This window comes from Myceligenerans xiligouense (assembly GCF_003814695.1).
Taxonomy (GTDB): domain Bacteria; phylum Actinomycetota; class Actinomycetes; order Actinomycetales; family Cellulomonadaceae; genus Myceligenerans; species Myceligenerans xiligouense.
Genome location: NZ_RKQZ01000001.1, coordinates 538,522 through 555,586, shown reverse-complemented (window position 1 = coordinate 555,586; position 17,065 = coordinate 538,522). Strand labels below are relative to the sequence as shown.

Here is a 17,065-nt window from a genome sequence, read left to right as displayed (position 1 = left end):
TGAGGCGGCCCCGACCCGCGGGGCGGCCGGATCCAGGCGGAGGTGAACGGGTGTGAGCCAGCAACCGATCGCGGACTACGCGCTGTTGTCGGACCGGCATTCCGCGGCACTGGTCGGGCGGGACGGCTCGGTCGACTGGCTGGCCTTTCCGCGGTTCGACAGTCCCTCGGTGCTCGGCCGGCTGCTGGACGCCGAGGCGGGGGCGTGGACGATCCGGCCGGCCGGTTCCGCCGGCACCACCGACGTCGAGACCCACCGCGGCTACGTCCCCGACACCCTCGTCCTGCGGACGGTCTTCACCACCCCGACCGGATCGGTCGAGCTGACCGACGCCCTGGCAATCACCGATCCGCGAACTGCCGGCACGGTCGACGCGGCGGGCACGACGGGCACGGCGGGCACGACGGCCCCGCCCGACGAGGACCCCCACCGGCTCGGCGAGCACGCCCCGCACACGCTGCTCCGCCAGGTGCGCGGCATCAGCGGTGACGTCGAGCTCGAGATCGTGGTGCGGCCCCGCCCCGAGTACGGGCTCATCGTTCCCCTCCTGACCCGCGCCGACGGCGCGGTGCGCTGCGCCGGCGGGGCGAGCCGGATGCTGCTCTCCTCCACCGTGGACTGGGAGCTGTCCGACGGCGAGGCGCGGGCGACCGTCCGCGTCACCGCCGGGCAGACCGTCGGCTTCGCCCTGCAGCACACGCGGCTCGCCGACCCTCCGCCGCGGCCGTACGCCCCCGATCAGATCGACGCGGCCCTGCGGGCCACGATCGCCGCCTGGCGCGGCTGGTCGGCCGCGCACCAGGCCTACGACGGACCGTGGCGTGACCTGGTGCTGCAGTCCGGCCGTGTGCTGCAAGGGCTGAGCTACCGGCCGACCGGAGCGATCATCGCCGCGGCCACCACCTCGCTGCCGGAACAGGTCGGCGGGGAGCGCAACTGGGACTACCGCTACGCCTGGGTGCGTGACGCGAGCTTCACGATGGACGCCCTGTGGGTCGCCGCGTGCCCGGACGAGGCGGACGAGTTCTTCGAGTTCATGGCCGCGGCCGCCGCGCACGACAGCGGCGGCTCGCTGCAGATCATGTACGGCGTCGGCGGCGAGCACGATCTCACCGAACGCACGCTTCCCCACCTGTCCGGGTGGCGCGGCAGCCGGCCGGTCCGGGTCGGCAACGCCGCCTGGACCCAGCCGCAGCTGGACGTGTACGGCGAACTGCTGGCCTCCGCCTACCGGCTGCGTGACCAGCTCAAGGAGCCGACGCCGGCGACCCGGGAGTTCCTGGTCGGACTCGCCGACACCGCCGCCGCGCTGTGGAAGCAGCCCGACAACGGCATCTGGGAGATCCGCGGCGCACCCCGGCACTTCCTCTTCTCCAAGCTGATGTGCTGGGTGGCGCTGGACCGGGCGGCCGCGCTGGCTCCACTGCTGCGGGCGGGCGACCGTGGCGCACGCTGGCGCACGGTCGCGGCGGAGATCAGGGCCGCGATTCTCGACCAGGGCTGGAGTTCCGAGGCCGGCGCGTTCACCCAGTCGTTCGGCTCGGCCGACCTCGACGCGTCGGCCCTGATGATCCCGATCGTCGGGCTCCTGCCCGGCACCGACCCACGGGTACTCGCCACGATCGACGCGATCACCGACCGGCTCACCGACGACGACGGACTGGTGTACCGGTACCGGACGGCCACCGGCGTCGACGGTCTGGCCGGCGAGGAAGGCGCGTTCCTGCTCTGCACCTACTGGCTGGCCCAGGCACAGGCAGAGGCCGGCCGGGTGACACAGGCCCGGGACACGTTCCATCGCGCCAGCCGGTACGCCAACGACCTCGGGCTGCTCGCCGAGGAGGTCGCCGACGGCGAACTGATCGGCAACTTCCCGCAGGCGTTCAGCCACATCGGCCTCATCAACGCCGCCTGGGCCATCCAGCGCGCTCCGTCCTAGAGGTACGGTCGACGGCCGGGGCCGGCAGGTCCGCGACGGCGGCTCAGCCGACGGCGTTCATGACACCGCTCGCGACGAGTGCGGTGAGCGTCGTCCAGCCGATGATCGCGATCGCCTGCCAGGCCAGGATGCGGGCCTTGCCGATGCCGGAGGCGGCGAGCATGGTGGCCGTGAACTGGGTGGGCAGCAGGAGAGGGCCGAGCAGGCTCACGCCCGGTACGCCGTAGCGCTCGTAGGCGCGCTGGAACTTCGCGCGGCGTGCGGCGCTCCGGGAGCCGGTGGTGGGTTCGGCCGGCGCCACGTCGAGTTCGAGGCCGCTGCCGGACGGCACGCCGTCCCGCGCCAGGACCTTCTCACGGCGCCGGGTCACGACGGCGTCGCGCGCGCCGGAGCTGAGCAGCACGAGCGCGGCCACGCTGACGAAGTTGCCGGCCATCGCGGCGATCGCGGCGACGACCGGCGGGATGCCGCCGACGATGCCGATCACGACACCACCCTCGCCCTCGACGAAGGGGATGGCGCCGGCGGCCGCGACGATGACCGGCTGGAAGAGGTCGGGCACCTGCCCGACGAGGTCCTGGAGGGTGTCGATGAAGCTCATGTGGTGCTCCCGTGGGTTGTGGTGTGGGGGTGTCCCCGGTGCTGGCTCCATTCGACCGCTCGGGGAGGCAGCTCGGAAGTGCCTCCCTGTCACCGCGTCCCGGGTCGTTCACCCACCGCATCCATGACAACTGTCATGGCCGTAACCTGGGCGGATGAGCAGCCGATCCGAGCGTGCCGCCGCCGCGTCGGCGTCAGCGGAAGCCCGCACCGCGCTGCGGCTCACCCGGGGTATCAGCGCGACCTGGTGGTACGTCGCACTGGCGATCGTGCTCTTCGAGCTGACCATCGTGCTTCTCCTGATGGCCGCTCTCGTCGAGGGCGAGTTCAGTGGGCTCGCGTCCGCCGTCGTCGGCGTCGGCGGGGTGCTGTGGTGGCTCTCGACGCTGCCTCCGACGCTCGCCTACCGCCACCGGACGGAGGCGACGCCGCTGGTGATCTGGCGGCGTCACCTCCCGGCGTTCCTGATCGCGGTGGCCTACGGGGTCGCGGCCGCCGCCGTCACCGGCGTGTGGGTGGTGGGCGTCCTGCCGCTGATCCAGGTGGTCATGCTGCTGAACTGGCCGCCGGGCGTGCGCTCGCGCGTGGTGCTGGCCGCTACCGTGCTGCTCGTCGCGCTGGCGGTGATCGACCTCCGCGTCACCCTCGCGGCGAGCGACGGATCGAACTGGATCCAGCTGCTCGTCCTGGCCGCCATGCTCCCGGTCATCACGGTCTCCTCGCTGTGGTGGTGGGACGTGCTCGTCGCGCTCGACCGGGCCCGGGCCTCGGAGGCGAAGCTCGCCGCGACCCAGGAACGGCTGCGGCTCGCGACGGACGTGCACGACCTGCAGGGGCACCATCTCCAGGTCGTCGCGCTCCAGCTGGAGCTCGCCGAGCGGCTCATGCCGCGGGACCCGGAGGCGGGCCTGGAACAGCTGCGCGCCGCTCGCGTCAGCGTGGACGACGCGCGGCAGGGAACCCGAGACCTGGCCACCCGCTTCCGCTCGGTGCCGCTGCGCGACGAGCTCGCCAACGCGGTGGACCTGCTGCGGGCCGCGGGGACACGAGCGGAGGCCGAGGTGCACCCGGACGCGTCGCTGGCCCCGGCGTCCACCCTCGGGCCGGTCATCCGGGAGACGACGACGAACGTGCTGCGTCACGGCGGCGGCCGGTGGGCGCGCCTCTCCCTCACGCGGGCGGACGGGTCGTGGCGTTACGAGATCTCGAACGACGTCGCCGGCGACGCCCCCGAGAGCACCGGCGGTGCGGGGCTGGACGGGATCGCGCGACGCGCGGCCGAGGCGGACGGCGAGCTCGAGGTACGGCACGAGGTCGAGACGTTCACCGTGGTCGTCACGGTTCCTACCGAGGGGAGGAGGGCGGGATGATCCGTGTGCTGGTCGCCGACGACGAGGGGATGATCCGGTCCGCGCTGGCCGCGCTGCTGCGCCTGGAACCGGACATCGAGGTCGTCGCGGAGTCCGCCGACGGCGCGGCGGCGGTCGCGGACGCGGAGCGCTTGAAACCGGATGTCTGCCTGCTGGACCTCGAGATGCCCGGGCTGGACGGCGTGGAGGTCACCGAGCGGCTGAACCGCACGCTGGCCACCCGGTGCGTGATCGTCACCCGACACGCGCGACCGGGTGTCCTGCGGCGCGCGCTGGCCTCGGGGGCCGCCGGCTTCCTGCCCAAGTCCCGCTCCGCCGACGAGGTCGCGGCCGTCATCCGCCGCGTGGCCGCCGGCGGGCGCTACGTGGACCCGGAGATCGCCGCCGACGCCCTGAGCGACGAACGCCCGCCGCTGACCGACCGTGAGCTCGACGTGCTGCGCGCCGGCCGCCGCGGCGAGACGACCGGCCAGATCGCGCGCACCCTGTCCCTCGCGCCCGGCACGGTGCGCAACCACATCTCCGCCGTTCTCGGCAAGCTCGCCGTGGACTCCCGGCAGCAGGCGGTACTCCTCGCGGAGGAGCGCGGCTGGATCTGAACCTCCAGGCGGTCTATGTGCCCAGGAACGATTCCGAGGCGGTCGCGTACGTCGGCGAGGCGATCTCCCGGTACGGGCGCGACGTCAAGGTCGTGTCGGGGCGCCACTGCTACGAGGACTTCATCTACAACGGCACCACCAGGGCCGTCATCGACATGTCGGCGATGAACCGGGTCGGCTGGGACGAACGACGGCCGGCATTCGTCGTCGAGGCGGGTTGTGAGAACTGGTCCGTCTACCGGGCCTTGCTCAACGCCTTCCACAGGACACTGCCCGCAGGATCCTGCTACTCGGTCGGTGCCGGTGGCCATATCACCGGCGGCGGGTACGGGCTCTTGTCGCGACTGCGCGGCCTGGTCGTCGACCATCTCAGCGCGGTCGACATCGTGACCTGGAACGCGTCGTCGAACAGCGCCGAGCTGCACCACGTGTCGGCGTCGAGCGCCTCGGACGACGAACGAGACCTCTTCTGGGCCCTGCGGGGGGCCGGTTGCGGCAACTTCGGTGTCATCCTGCGCTACTACTTCGACGACCTGCCCGAGGCTCCGGAGTTCGCTTCGATCTACACCCTCTCCTGGGACTGGGCGTCGATCGACTCGGCTGCCTTCGCGGACCTGCTCGCCTTCTACGCGGAGTTCGTGAGTGACATGCCCGAGACCGAGTTCAGCCTGCTGAAGCTCACCCACGTCTCGGCCGGGCAGCTCGGCATGACCGTCCAGGCCGTCTCTCCCGAAGGGGCCACTCTCCTCGACCACCGGGCGGACGTCGAGCGGCGGTACGCGGAAGCGCGCACGCGCTTCGGGGCGATCGTCGATCACACGCCGCTGCGGAACCCGCTCGGCGGCCATCCCGGATGGACGACGGCCCCTGTCGGCAACGAGAGCGTGCAGCACGTCACCTACCTCGAGGCGCTGCAGACGCTGAACGGTTCAGGGCCCAACCAGTTCGGCAAGTACAAGTCCGCCTACCTGAACAAGGCGTTCCCGCCGGACCAGGTCGCCGCGATCCACCGCTGGCTCAGGACGACCCCGCACGGTGTCGCCGAGTCGGACATGAGCCAGAGTCTCCTGCAGGTCGACAGCTACGGGGGTGCCGTCAACCGCGTCGCCTCCGACGCGACCGCGGTTCCCCAGCGTGACGCGATCATGAAGCTGCAGTACCAGACCTACTGGCTCAACGCCTCGCGTCCCGGCGAGGGACGCCGGGCCCCCTACGACGTCCAGGCCGACGCCCATCTGGGATGGATCAACGACTTCTACCGGGAGGTCTACGCCGAGTACGGCGGGACTCCCGACCCGGCCCGCGACCCGAGCGGAACGGTCGCGGGCGCGTACTACAACTACCCGGACAGCGTTCTCGGCACGCACGCCGCGGGCGACGTCGACCACGCCCTGTGGCTCTACTTCCTCGACAACTTCCGCGACAACGAACGGAACCTCGTCGCCGTGAAGCGCCGCTGGGATCCCGCGAACGTCTTCCACCACGCGCAGTCGATCCCCGTGGTGTGAGGCGGTCGCACCCCGATCGCGGCAGGTGCCGGTCACCACGGCAGGACCGCTCAGCGGCTGCTGACCTTGCCGAAGAGGGACGCGATCGGCGCGATCACGAGCGGCCTCGCCGCGGCGAGCGCCGCGACCGCGACGACAAGACCTCCCGCGAACCAGGCGAAGCCCTCCCAGCTCACCGCGTCGGTGGCCGCGAACATGTGGTTCAGGTTGCGTAGCGCCCCCGTCGTGAACACCAGGGTGACGTGCGCGATCACGAACAGCACGAAGAAGAGCATCGTCGGGAAGTGGACCGCCCGGGCCACGGGCGCCGGGAAGAGCCTGTTCAGCCGACCCGCGTCCTTGGGCCACCACTCACTCATGCGCAGCCCGGTGATCGCGGCCAGCGGGGCGGCCACGAACACCACCACGAAGTACATGAGTTGTTGCAGGCTGTTGTAGTTCACCCAGCCGTGCTCGGTGGGCCAGTTCAGCGTGAGGTACTGCAGCGCCGCCGACGCCGCGTTCGGGAACACCTCCCACGAGGTCGGCACGATCCGCATCCAGTGGCCGGACACGAACAGGAGCACCACGAACACGACCCCGTTGGCCAGCCACAGCAGGTCGATGCCGGTGTGCAGCCACAGATAGATGCTGATCTTCTTGCCGCCCCTCGCGGGCGTCCAGGAGGCGGGCGGGGTCTTCTGGTACCGCACCAGCAGGCCCGTGCGCACGATCAGCACCAGGAAGAAGAAGTTCAGGTAGTGCGCCCAGTTCGCCCAGACCGGGAAGCCGACCGGGGCGGAAGCGGGAAGGTCGTAGGACCCGGGGTAGCGCTCCAGGAACCCGGGCACACCCGGGAGCGTGGTCACGCCGCGCGCGGCCAGCACGACGATCCCCGCCGCGGCGACGACGGCGGCCAGCCGCCACCCGAGTGTCCGCGCCCACTCGCCGAGCGTGCGGGAGCCGATCCTGCGGGGCTCACGCACGGACGCGGCGCGTCGTACCGGCTCGGTGGGGGCCGGTTCGGCCGGGGCCGGCGCGGTGATGGCCGGTTCGGCCACGGCCGGTTCGCTGGGGACCGGCTCGGTCAGGGCCTCCCGGGCAGGTTCGACGGCGGCAGGAGGGAGGGGGGCCGGCGTGCTCCCGCCCTGATCGGCGGGAGCGCTCGGCGTCGAAGTTGCCCGAGGGGGCTCGGGGGCGGGTGACCCGCCGTCGGCCGGCTCGGCACGGGACGGCTCGGTCGCGGCCGGTGCGGGGGCCGCCTCGGATGCGACAGGGAGCCGTCGCCGGACCGTGGCCGTCTCCGCCGTGGGCCAGGGCTCGCCTCCCGCGACGCGCGGCAGGCCGCGGCGCAGCGTCACCTGCTCCGCGACGCTCTCGACGGTCGGTCCGGCCGGCCCGGAGGCAGCCGGGGTGTCTTCTGCGGACGCCGGCACCGGGGCAGCCGGAGCCTCCACCGCGACGGGCGAGTCCGCGGCCGTGGTCGCCACACCCTCACCGACGTCGGCGGGACCGCCCACGTCGGTGGTCTCGCCCACCGCCGCGGGCGGGCCCGCGGACGGTGTCACCGCCGGGGCGGAGGAGTGGTCCAGCCGGACGACGCCGGCCGGCGGCCAGGGCTCGCCACCGGCGACGCGCGGCAGGCCGCGACGCAGCGTGACCTCGACGCCGCCGACCGGCGCCTGGGCGGGTGCGGGTGCCGGTGCGGGTGCGGCGCCAGCCGCAGGAGAAGCGGGCGCGGCAGAAGAAACGGGCGCCGGAGAGGAAGCGGGCGCGGCGGGCGCCGCCGCTGCGAGCGCGGGCTCGGCCGCCTCCTCGGCAGCGGCACCGTCGGCCCCGGCCGGCGCCGCCGTGGCCTCGCCGGCCGGCGGCCAGGCCGGTCCGCCGGGACGACGGGGCAGCCCTTGACGAAGACTCCGCGAGAACGTCGCCACGACCGTTACGCCTTCGCCTTCTCGATCTCCGCGATGAGCTGCGGCACGACGGTGAACACGTCGCCCACCACCCCGAAGTCGGCGATCTCGAAGATCGGTGCGTCCTCGTCCTTGTTGATCGCGACGATGGTCTTCGCGGTCTGCATGCCGGCCAGGTGCTGGATCGCCCCGGAGATGCCCAGGGCGATGTAGAGCTGCGGCGAGACCTGCACGCCCGTCTGGCCCACCTGCGCCGACGCCGGCACGAACCCGGCGTCCACGGCGGCACGCGACGCGCCGACCGCGGCACCGAGCGTGTCGGCGAGCTGCTCGACGATCGCGAAGTCCTCCTTCGAGCCCAGGCCCCAGCCGCCCGAGACGATCTTCGCGGCGCCCCGCAGTTCCGGGCGCCCGGCGGTCTTCTCGGCGATCTCGACCGCACCGGTCGCGGCGGCGGGAACACCACTCGCGGCGACCTCCAGCAGGATCTCGGCCGGCGGCCGCGCCTCGGCGCGCGCCTCGACGGCGCCCTGGCGCACCGTGATGACCGGGGCCCCGTGCGTCACCGCCGACGTCACGGTGTAGGCCCCGCCGTAGGCGGAGCCGCGAGCGATGACGCCCTGGTCGTCACGGTCCACCCCGATCGCGTCGACGACCATGGCGGAGCGCGTGCGTACCGCGAAGCGGGCGGCGGCCTCCCGGCCGTCGACCGAGTGGGACGCCAGGACGGCATCGGGCCGGGCCAGGGCCGCGGCGGCGGCCAAGGCGTCGACCACGCCCACCTGACCGTCGTCCGGCGCGGGCGCGCGCAGCACCGTGGCGGCCCCGAGCTCGGCGGCCGCCGTGGTGGCCGCCTCGTCGCCGAGAACGAGCGCGACCGGCGTCCCCACGGTCGAGGCCGCACCGAGCAGCGCGGCCGAGGACTTCGCCAGTCCGCCGTCGGGGGTGGTGTCGAGCAGGACCAGGATCGAGTCAGCAGCAAGAGTCATCGTCGTCCTCCTCTCAGATCAGGTGGTTCTCGGCCAGGAAGGCCGCGAGCCGCGTGCCGGCGTCACCGTCGTCGTCGGTGATCCTCACGCCCGCGCCTCGCGGAGGACGGGCGTCGACCGCGAGCATGATCGAGCGCGACGTGCTCAGGTCCTCCGCGTCGATGCCCAGGTCGGCCAGTGAGATCACTTCCAGCGGCTTCTTCTTCGCCGCCATGATCCCCTTGAATCCCGGGAACCGGGGGTCGGGGAGCGCCTCGGTCACCGACACGACCGCCGGCAGCGGCGCGCTGAGGCCCACCGTCGCGTCGTCCGACACGCGCGTGCCGCTCACCTCGGCGTCCCCGATGGTCAGCGCGGCGAGGTTGGTCAGGCTCGGGAGGCCCAGGTGTTCGGCCACCATGGCCGGCAGCACCCCGCCCATGCCATCGGTGGACTGGTTGCCGGCCATCACCAGGTCGTACCCGACCCGGCCGAGCGCCGCGACGATGACCTCGGCCGTCAGCCCGAGGTCCGCGCCGACGAGGCCGTCGTCCACGACGTGCGTGGCGCTCGCCGCACCCATCGCGAGGCACTTGCGGATCGACGCCGTCGACTCCTGGGGGCCGACGGTCAGCACGTGCACCTCGGTGCCGTCGTGCGCGTCGGCGTAGACGAGCGCGGCCTCCAGGGCGCGCTCCCCGATCTCGTCGGCGACGAGACCGGCCGTGGCACGCTCGGCGAGCCCTGTCTCCAGGCTGAGCGTCCGCTCAGCGTTGGTGTCGGGCACGACTTTCACCAGGACGACGATCCTCATGGACAGACTCTGCTCTTTCCTCGGACGGCTGACGTGAGAAGGCTACTTGCGACCCGTGATGCTGCGGGCGACGATCTCACGCATCACCTCGTTGGTGCCGCCGTAGATGCGGTGCACGCGGGCGTCGAGGAAGGCCCGCGCGATCGGGTACTCCAGGATGTAGCCGTACCCGCCGTGCAGCTGGACGCCCTGGTCGAGGATCTCCCACTCCCGCTCGGTGCACCAGAACTTCACCTTGGCGGCCTCGTCCGCGCTGAGCTCGCCCTTCCGGTACAGGTTCATCGCGCGGTCGATGTACGCCCACATGACGTCGACCGTCGTGGCCATCTCCGCCAGGCGGAACCGGGTGTTCTGGAAGTCGACGACCGGTTTGCCGAACGCCTCGCGGCTCGTCGTGTAGTCGAGCGTCCACCCGAGCGCTGCCTCGCTCACCGCCGCGGCGACGGCACCGATCGAGAGGCGCTCCAGCGGCAGGTTCATCATGAGGTGCACGAACCCGCGGCCCTCGACGCCGCCGATGAGGTTCTCGTCCGGCACGAAGACGTCGCTGAAGCTCAGCTCGGCCGTGTCGTGGCCGGGGAAGCCCATCTTGTGCAGCTTCTTGCCGTGTTCGAACCCCTCCATGCCGTCCTCGAGGAGGATCAGGCTGAAGGCGTCCGGGCGGTTGCCCTCGCCGGTCTTGACGAACGTGACGACGATGTCGGCGGTCTTGCCGCTGGAGATGAACGTCTTGGCACCGTTGACGACGTAGCCGCCGTCCACCTTCTTCGCGGTGGTCCGAGCGGACCGCAGGTCGCTGCCCGCACCCGGCTCGGTCATCGCGAGCGCGCCGAGCACCTCGGCGGTGGCCATCTTCGGGAGCCACTTCGCCTTCTGGGCGTCGGTGCCGAAGTGGGCGAGGTACGGCACCGCGAGGTCGTCCTGGATCCCCACGGCCCCGGCCAGCGCGGAGCCGTGCCCGCTCCGGACGAGCTCCTCGTTCACCACGCTGCGGAAGCGGTAGTCCATCAGCATCCCGGCGCCGCCGAACTCCTCCGGCACCGAGAGCCCGACGAGGCCGTGCTCCGCCGCGGCCTTCATCGTGGCGCGGTCGACCTCACCGTCGGCGTCCCACTGCCTCGCCTTCTCGGGGGTCGCGTAGCGCTTGACGAACTCCTTCACGACCTCGCGGAACGCCTCGTGGTCCTCGTCGTAGATGTCACGCTGCATGGCTTCGCCTTTCGTTGAGCCGGGCGGCTGTGGTGCCCGGCGCGTGGAGGGGAACTACCGTGTTCCGGTCAGCCGGCCTCGACGTGATCCGGGGCCGCGTCGAGGCGACCGTCGTCGTGTCGCCAGCTCGCATCGCGGGCTCCGTCCTGCTCGTCGTCGAGAGTCTCGTGCGTCGGCGTCGCGCCGCCCACCCGGGTGCTCGCGAGTATGCCTGAGACGTAGTCTCAGATCAAGGATGATCCGCCGACGGACGCTCCCGATCGATGGGCGGTCCCGACCCGGCGCCTGAAACGGCGTCTCCCCACTCCGGAAACGCGGCCGACGACGGACGGCGCGACGCTCCTCGGCACTCGCCACAGTCTCGCAGGCGCCGTCGCCGGGAGGCGCCGAACCGTCAGCCCGGTGAGAATGGCCCGGTGGACAGGGCTCTGCACGTGGCACGTTCCGCGATCGCCCCTCTGACGCGGACCCGGGCGTTCCGCGCCGTCGGCCCTGTGCTGCTCCCGCCCGCCGAGTGGTTGACCGCCAGGCTCTCCCGCGGCCGCCTGCAGCTCAGCGGGTTGCTGGTGCCGTCGCTCGTCCTGCACACGACCGGCGCCCGGTCGGGCGAGGCGCGCGACACCTACCTGATGTACACGCCCGACGGACGCGGCCGGGCGATCGTCGCCGGCACGTCGTTCGCCCAGCAGCGACACCCCGGATGGACCTACAACCTGCTGGCCCATCCGGAAGCGAGCATCACCGTGCACGGCCGCCACATGCCGGTCCGGGCCACGCTCATCGAGGACGACGAGCGCGACGCCGTCTGGGAGCTGCTCGAGTCGCAGTGGCCCGGCTACCGCAACTACGAACGCGAGTCCGGGCGCGTCGTGCGGTTGTTCCGGCTGCAGCCACTCGCGGACCGCTGACTTCGCCACGAACGGGTCGGTACCGGGACCTGCCACACCCCGGTCAGTCGTAGTTCCAGTCGTCAAGACGGAGGCGCGGGTCGTCGGCGTCAACCGGTTCCATGGAGCGGGCGATCTGCTTCATCGTCGCCAGGTCCGCGTCCGAGTCCGAGATGCTGTACCGCACACCGTCCTTGGTCCAGCTGAAGGTGTTGGCGTTGACCCCGGTGGTGTCCTCGAAGTACGTCGCGAGTCCGCCGTCGAACTCCACGAACTCACCTGTTCCCTCCAGGTAGGCGTACTCCTCGGGAACCAGAGCGGGCCAGGCCACTCGCACGTACGGCGACCCGCTGCTCAGCCGGCCGTCCTGGACCGACCCCTGCCACAGCATCCACTGGTACTGCTTCGTACCCGCTTCGGCCTTCGGAAGCTCCACCCGTTCGTATCCCCGGGGCGCCCCGGACACTTCACCGGATCCGAGTTCCAGGCCCTCCAGGGCCGACACGAGGTCGTCCCGCGTGACACCGTTGCCCTGGGCGTACCACCGGTCGCCGCCCTCGGTCCACCAGATGAACCGGAATCCCGCCGGCGACGCAAGCTCCTGCGCTTCCGTACCACGCAGATCGACGCCGTCTGCTTCCGGCGGCCCCGTCCTGGTTTCCGGATCGACCGCGTCCGGGAGCGACCCCCCATGCAGCACCGCGATGGCCCGCTCGTTCTCCCGGTCCACGAAGAACGCCGTGGCCACCCCGTCCGGGCAGTCCACCGGGACGGCTTCGAACGTCGGCGGAGCGGTGATCGGCACGTCAGGCCGTGTCACGGCATGATCGAGGAGTTCGTCCCACCGCTCCACCGGCACGCGTACCGCCTCCGGCATCGAGAAGTACTGTCCACACGTTTCCGGCAGGCGGAGCGGATCGAACAGGACGGGCGGCGCGGCGACATCGGACGTCGGTCGATCAGCATTCAGGAAGCTCGCCGTCGCCCCCACACCGGCGAGCAGCAGGCCGACGACGCCGAGAGCGACCGCGTGCCGCGGCGTCCACATCCGGCTACGCATGATCGCGGTGTTCTCGACGTCGGTCGAGAAGGAGAACGCACCCTGCGTACGACCCCACTCGAATGCGGCGCGCGCCTGCTCCAGTCCGGCAGAGTCGGGCGGACCTGCGGGTGCCAGATCGCTCAGGATCTGGTGGGGTTCGTGGATCATCGTGTCCTCCTCGCTGCTGTCCGGTTGTTCCGCGGGCCGTCCTCGGCGATCCCGGCTTCGCGAACGGTCGTGTGGCCGCCGACCAGGGCGGTCAGCTTTCGACGCGCCCGTGACAGCCGCATCTTGAAAGCCGCCTTGCCGCAGCCGGCCACGCGCGCGGCGTCGGCCGGAGCCAGGCCGTCCCAACCCGTGAGCAGGAGCGCCTCCCGTTCCTTCGGCTCCAAGTTGTTCAGCGCCACGAGCATCGCGTCGCGCTGAGCGACGGCCTCGTCGGCACCGTCCGTTCTGGCGACGCGCGCGAGGCGCTCCAACGCGGACTCCGCGGAACGGCGCCTCCGCGCGGCACGCTGCTGATTGCGCAGGACATTCCGGGCCACCACCAGCAGCCAGGGCAAGGGGTCCACGGGGATGTCGTCGACACGGCGGACGGCCACGAGGAACGTGTCGGCCACCACCTCCTGGGCGTCATGCGGGTCGGCATGCCGCATCGCATACGCCTGGACCCGCCAGGCGTGGTCACGCCACAACTCCGTGACGCGGTCCCCGGCCGACGGCGGGTCACCGCCGGGAAGTCCTCGTAATCTGCTCACGTCTTGAAATGTCCGCTCACGGGCTCGGGTAACGCCACGGCCGGAGTCGTCACGTGTTCGTCTCGAGGGTTCGTCCGCCTTCGTCCGTCGACCACGTCGCCGAGGTGACTCCCGTCAGTGCGCTCAAGCGAGCCCGGCCCGGTCGAACGTCACGGCCACGACGAGGCCGCCGCCGGGGCGCGGGCGGAGGGTCAGGTTCGCTGCGTGGGCGCGGGCGATGGAGCTGACAACGGCGAGGCCCAGGCCGCTTCCGACCGGACGGCTCCGACCGCGCGTTCGTGCGGATCCGCGGACGAAGGGCTCGGTGAGGGTGGCGACGAGGGCCGGGTCGAGGACCGCGCCGGTGTTCTCCACCACGAGGGTGGGGCGGCCCGCGGCGTCGTGCCCGGTGCGGGCCTCGATGCGACCGCCGGCCGGGAGGTTGTGGCGTGCGGCGTTGCCGAGCAGGTTGGCGACGAGCTGGACGAGGAGGACGTGATCACCCTGGACGGGAGCCGGGTCGAGCGCGGTGACCAGCTCCGGCGCGGCTCCCTCTGCTCCGCCGGGCGATGCACCGGGTGCTGCCTCGGCCGCGGCGGTGGCCAGGGTCTCCCGCACCGTGACAGCCTCGCGGACGACGTCGGACAGGTCCGTCGGATCGGTCGGGAGCTCGTCGTGGTCGAGACGGGCGAGTTGGAGAAGGGACTCCACCAGCACGATCGAGCGCTCGTTGGTCTCGTGCAGGCGGGTCAGGAGCCGGTCGACGTCCCGGCCCTCGCGGTCGGCCAGCGCGACCTCCAGCAGGGACTTCGTGACGGTGTGGGGCGTGCGTAACTCGTGCGAGGCGTTGGCGGTGAACCGGCGTTGCTCGTCGAAGGCGTGCTGCAGGCGCCCGAGCATGACGTCGAACGTGTCGGCGAGCCGACGCAGCTCGTCGTCGGGTCCCTCGAGCGCGACCCGGTGGGTGAGCGAGCCGTCCGCGGCCAGTGCGGCGGCCTGGCTGATGCGGTCCAGCGGGGCGAGCATCCGGCCGGACAGGACCCACCCGCCCGCCAGTCCGACGATCGCGAGGAAGACGAGGGCCGCGCCGGATGTCGGGACGGCCACCTCCAACAGGTCGGAGCGGTTCGGAGCGAAGCCGCCGTCGTACACGTAGAGGTTCTCGTCGGGTACGAACCGCAGCACGGCCAGCAGGCCGGCGAAGAGCGCCGCCCCGGCGACCACGAGGAACCCCGCGTAGCTGAGGGTGAGCTTCAGGCGCACCGACGGGCCCGGGCTCCGCCGGGCCGCACCCGATGGCCCGCTCATGGCCGCTCGCCCTCGGGCCGCTCGCCGAAGCGGTACCCGGCCCCGGGCACGGTGTGGATCAGCCAGGGGTCGCCGAGGCTCTTGCGCAGCGTCGAGATGGTGATGCGGACGGCGTTGGTGAACGGGTCGGCATTCTCGTCCCAGGCGCGTTCGAGCAGCTTCTCCGCGCTCACGACCCCGCCGCGGGCGTTCATCAGGACCTCGATCACCGCGAACTGCTTGCGCGTCAGAGCGATGTACCGGCCGTCCCGGTAGACCTCGCGGCGGAACGGGTCCAGACGCACCGGACCGAGTTCGAGCACGGGAGGGGAGGCCGCGGCGGGACGCCGGGCCAGGGCCCGTAACCGGACCACCAGTTCCCGCATCGCGAACGGCTTGGTGAGGTAGTCGTCGGCCCCCAGTTCGAACCCCGCCACCTTGTCCGTCAGCCCACCGGCAGCCGTCAGCATGAGAATCCGCACACCCGCATGCTCGGCGGCGAGGCGGCGCGCGACATCGTCGCCGTGCACCCCGGGGATGTCGCGGTCGAGCACCACCGCGTCATAGGCAGTGGTGGTGACGAGCTCCAGCGCGGTACCGCCGTCGTGCGCGACGTCGGCCGCGATCGCCTCCAGGCGGAGCCCGTCACGGATCGCCTCCGCGAGATAGGGCTCGTCCTCCACCACCAGCACTCGCATGCCCTCAGACGCTACCCGGGGCGAGTTATCGGCAGCGTATCGAGAACCGAAGACGCTCTCGCAACATCGTCTCCGGTGTCCTCGTGTCATGGACGCACCGAGCACTCAGGAACCCCCACAGGACGCCCACGCCCGTGCCTGGGCAACCGGGCCTCGCCACGGTACGCGCGGCGGGCGACGCGTGACCGTCGTCCTGCTCATGGGAGCGGTCACCCTGCTCGCGGGCGCCGCTGCCTACCCGCTGATCGAACGCGCCGCGGGCCCGGCGCTCCTCGCGGCCCACGACGCACTGGACCCCAGCCCGCGACCGAGCGGATCGACCGGCCGAACCGGCGGAGACATCCCCGGCGGCCTGGCCGCGCCCGACGACGACCTCCCCGCGGTCACCCGGCTCGACCCCGCACTCCACGCCGCCGTCCGCCAGGCCGCGAAAGACGCGAGCGCCGCCGGCATCGACTTCTGGATCACGAGCGGATGGCGCAGCCCCGCCTACCAGCAGAAGCTGTACGACGACGCGGTCCGGAACAAAGGCCCCGCCGAGGCCCGGCGCACCGTCGCGGACGCCGAGACGTCACAGCACGTCAGCGGCGACGCCGTCGACATCGGCCCCACCGAGGGCGCCTACTGGCTGATCCAGCACGGTGCCGACTACGGCCTGTGCCAGGTGTACGCGAACGAGATCTGGCACTTCGAACTCCTCACGCGGCCCGGAGGGACCTGCCCGCCCATGCACGACGACGCCGGGGGTTGAGCGGGGCGGGAGCTCGCGGGCCCTGGCAGCCCCGCCCGGAAGGAGCCGTCTGCGCTACGCGCCGGCGCCGTCGGTGGGTGTGGCCAGCAGCTGCAGCTCCCAGGCGAGTGCGACGCCGGTGGCGCCGCCGTGCTCGAAGAGGATCGGGCCGAGCTGGTTGGCCGTCTCCTCGCGGGCCCAGTCGCGCTGCCACTCGCTGGACACGACCAGCCAGGTGACCGGGGTCACGCCCGCGCGCTCCATCCGGCGCACCGCCATGTCGTGCGCCTCGGCGCTGACTCCGCCGCTGGCGTCGGTGACGACGAAGACGTCGTACCCGTCGGCCAGGGCGTGGATGGCCGGCATGGCGACGCAGATCTCGGTCCACAGGCCCGCGATGATCAGCTTCTTGCGCCCGGTCTTCTCCACGGCCTCGACCACACGGCGGTCTTCCCAGGTGTTGATGGAGGTGCGGTTGATCGGCTTCTGGTCGGGGAAGACGTCCTGGATCGCCTGGATCAGGTGGCCGCCGCGTTCCTCGATCACCGTGGTCAGGATGGTCGGCACGTCGAACACCTTGGCGAACTTGGCCAGGCCGACGGTGTTGTTGATGATCATGGTCGGCTCATGGCTGTGGAGGTTGGCGACCTGGAAGGGCTGGTGGTCGATGAGCAGCAGGACGCTCTCCTCGGGGGTGAGCAGGGCGTCGAGTCCGACCTTCGCGGTATGCGTCATGTCGTTTCCTTCTGTGTGATGGGTGGAACGCCACGGAGTGAGGGGCCGGC

The 17,065-nt window shown here is 71.9% G+C and carries 17 protein-coding genes; 7 read left to right on the top strand and 10 right to left on the bottom strand.

Annotation, left to right across the window (positions count from 1 at the left end; all coding sequences use genetic code 11):
- Positions 1–52 precede the first annotated feature (52 nt).
- A complete protein-coding gene (locus tag EDD34_RS02420) occupies positions 53–1,939 on the top strand; it encodes a glycoside hydrolase family 15 protein (protein ID WP_123813150.1) in 1,887 nt (628 codons plus the stop codon).
- Positions 1,940–1,982: 43 nt separating this feature from the next.
- On the opposite strand, the gene EDD34_RS02415 is transcribed toward EDD34_RS02420, so the two are convergent.
- On the bottom strand, positions 1,983–2,540 hold the full coding sequence (locus tag EDD34_RS02415; RefSeq protein ID WP_123813149.1) for a small multidrug efflux protein: 558 nt from the start codon (positions 2,538–2,540) through the stop codon (positions 1,983–1,985).
- Between the two features lie 154 nt (positions 2,541–2,694).
- On the opposite strand from EDD34_RS02415, the gene EDD34_RS02410 reads away from it, so the two are divergent.
- Genes EDD34_RS02410 through EDD34_RS02400 form a run of 3 tightly spaced genes read left to right on the top strand, consistent with a single transcriptional unit; the run spans position 2,695 to position 6,016 of the window.
- On the top strand, positions 2,695–3,909 hold the full coding sequence (locus EDD34_RS02410; RefSeq protein ID WP_123813148.1) for a sensor histidine kinase: 1,215 nt from the start codon (positions 2,695–2,697) through the stop codon (positions 3,907–3,909).
- Positions 3,906–4,508 carry a response regulator transcription factor gene (locus tag EDD34_RS02405; protein WP_123813147.1) on the top strand — a complete coding sequence of 201 codons (603 nt, stop codon included), beginning with the start codon at positions 3,906–3,908 and terminating at the stop codon, positions 4,506–4,508. Before EDD34_RS02410 ends, EDD34_RS02405 begins: the two co-directional genes overlap by 4 nt.
- A gap of 17 nt (positions 4,509–4,525) precedes the next feature.
- Positions 4,526–6,016 carry an FAD-binding oxidoreductase gene (locus EDD34_RS02400; RefSeq protein WP_123813146.1) on the top strand — a complete coding sequence of 497 codons (1,491 nt, stop codon included), beginning with the start codon at positions 4,526–4,528 and terminating at the stop codon, positions 6,014–6,016.
- A gap of 50 nt (positions 6,017–6,066) precedes the next feature.
- On the opposite strand, the gene EDD34_RS02395 is transcribed toward EDD34_RS02400, so the two are convergent.
- The 4 genes from EDD34_RS02395 to EDD34_RS02380 are packed head-to-tail and all read right to left on the bottom strand — an operon-like array spanning position 6,067 to position 10,899.
- Entirely contained in the window at positions 6,067–7,929 is a 1,863-nt protein-coding gene (locus EDD34_RS02395; protein WP_123813145.1) for a cytochrome b/b6 domain-containing protein, read from the bottom strand.
- 5 nt (positions 7,930–7,934) lie between these two features.
- Positions 7,935–8,897: an electron transfer flavoprotein subunit alpha/FixB family protein gene (locus EDD34_RS02390; protein ID WP_123813144.1), complete on the bottom strand. Its 963-nt coding sequence runs from the start codon at positions 8,895–8,897 to the stop codon at positions 7,935–7,937.
- 13 nt (positions 8,898–8,910) lie between these two features.
- Complete coding sequence (locus EDD34_RS02385; protein WP_123813143.1) at positions 8,911–9,690, bottom strand: electron transfer flavoprotein subunit beta/FixA family protein; 780 nt, start codon at positions 9,688–9,690, stop codon at positions 8,911–8,913.
- 42 nt (positions 9,691–9,732) lie between these two features.
- Positions 9,733–10,899: an acyl-CoA dehydrogenase family protein gene (locus EDD34_RS02380; RefSeq protein ID WP_123813142.1), complete on the bottom strand. Its 1,167-nt coding sequence runs from the start codon at positions 10,897–10,899 to the stop codon at positions 9,733–9,735.
- 59 nt (positions 10,900–10,958) lie between these two features.
- On the opposite strand from EDD34_RS02380, the gene EDD34_RS20570 reads away from it, so the two are divergent.
- Together EDD34_RS20570 and EDD34_RS02375 are read left to right on the top strand one after the other, a co-directional pair.
- The gene (locus EDD34_RS20570) at positions 10,959–11,114 is read left to right on the top strand and encodes a hypothetical protein (RefSeq protein WP_170176943.1); all 156 of its coding nucleotides are present in this window, start codon (positions 10,959–10,961) and stop codon (positions 11,112–11,114) included.
- 201 nt (positions 11,115–11,315) lie between these two features.
- A complete protein-coding gene (locus EDD34_RS02375; protein ID WP_123813141.1) occupies positions 11,316–11,807 on the top strand; it encodes a nitroreductase/quinone reductase family protein in 492 nt (163 codons plus the stop codon).
- 43 nt (positions 11,808–11,850) lie between these two features.
- Here the strand turns inward: EDD34_RS02375 and EDD34_RS02370 are convergent, their stop codons facing one another.
- From EDD34_RS02370 to EDD34_RS02355, 4 genes are all read right to left on the bottom strand, one after another.
- The gene (locus EDD34_RS02370; RefSeq protein WP_123813140.1) at positions 11,851–12,996 is read right to left on the bottom strand and encodes a hypothetical protein; all 1,146 of its coding nucleotides are present in this window, start codon (positions 12,994–12,996) and stop codon (positions 11,851–11,853) included.
- Entirely contained in the window at positions 12,993–13,586 is a 594-nt protein-coding gene (locus EDD34_RS02365) for an RNA polymerase sigma factor (RefSeq protein WP_123813139.1), read from the bottom strand. Before EDD34_RS02365 ends, EDD34_RS02370 begins: the two co-directional genes overlap by 4 nt.
- Positions 13,587–13,709: 123 nt before the next feature.
- Complete coding sequence (locus tag EDD34_RS02360) at positions 13,710–14,873, bottom strand: sensor histidine kinase (RefSeq protein WP_123813138.1); 1,164 nt, start codon at positions 14,871–14,873, stop codon at positions 13,710–13,712.
- Entirely contained in the window at positions 14,870–15,550 is a 681-nt protein-coding gene (locus EDD34_RS02355; protein WP_123813137.1) for a response regulator transcription factor, read from the bottom strand. The genes EDD34_RS02360 and EDD34_RS02355 overlap by 4 nt, the downstream gene beginning before the upstream one ends.
- A 181-nt stretch (positions 15,551–15,731) precedes the next feature.
- Here EDD34_RS02355 and EDD34_RS02350 point away from each other — a divergent pair, with 181 nt between their 5' ends.
- Positions 15,732–16,301 (top strand): M15 family metallopeptidase, encoded by a 570-nt coding sequence (locus EDD34_RS02350; RefSeq protein WP_246012146.1) that lies wholly within the window; start codon positions 15,732–15,734, stop codon positions 16,299–16,301.
- Between the two features lie 54 nt (positions 16,302–16,355).
- On the opposite strand, the gene EDD34_RS02345 is transcribed toward EDD34_RS02350, so the two are convergent.
- On the bottom strand, positions 16,356–17,015 hold the full coding sequence (locus EDD34_RS02345) for a hydrolase (protein WP_123813136.1): 660 nt from the start codon (positions 17,013–17,015) through the stop codon (positions 16,356–16,358).
- Positions 17,016–17,065 lie beyond the last annotated feature (50 nt).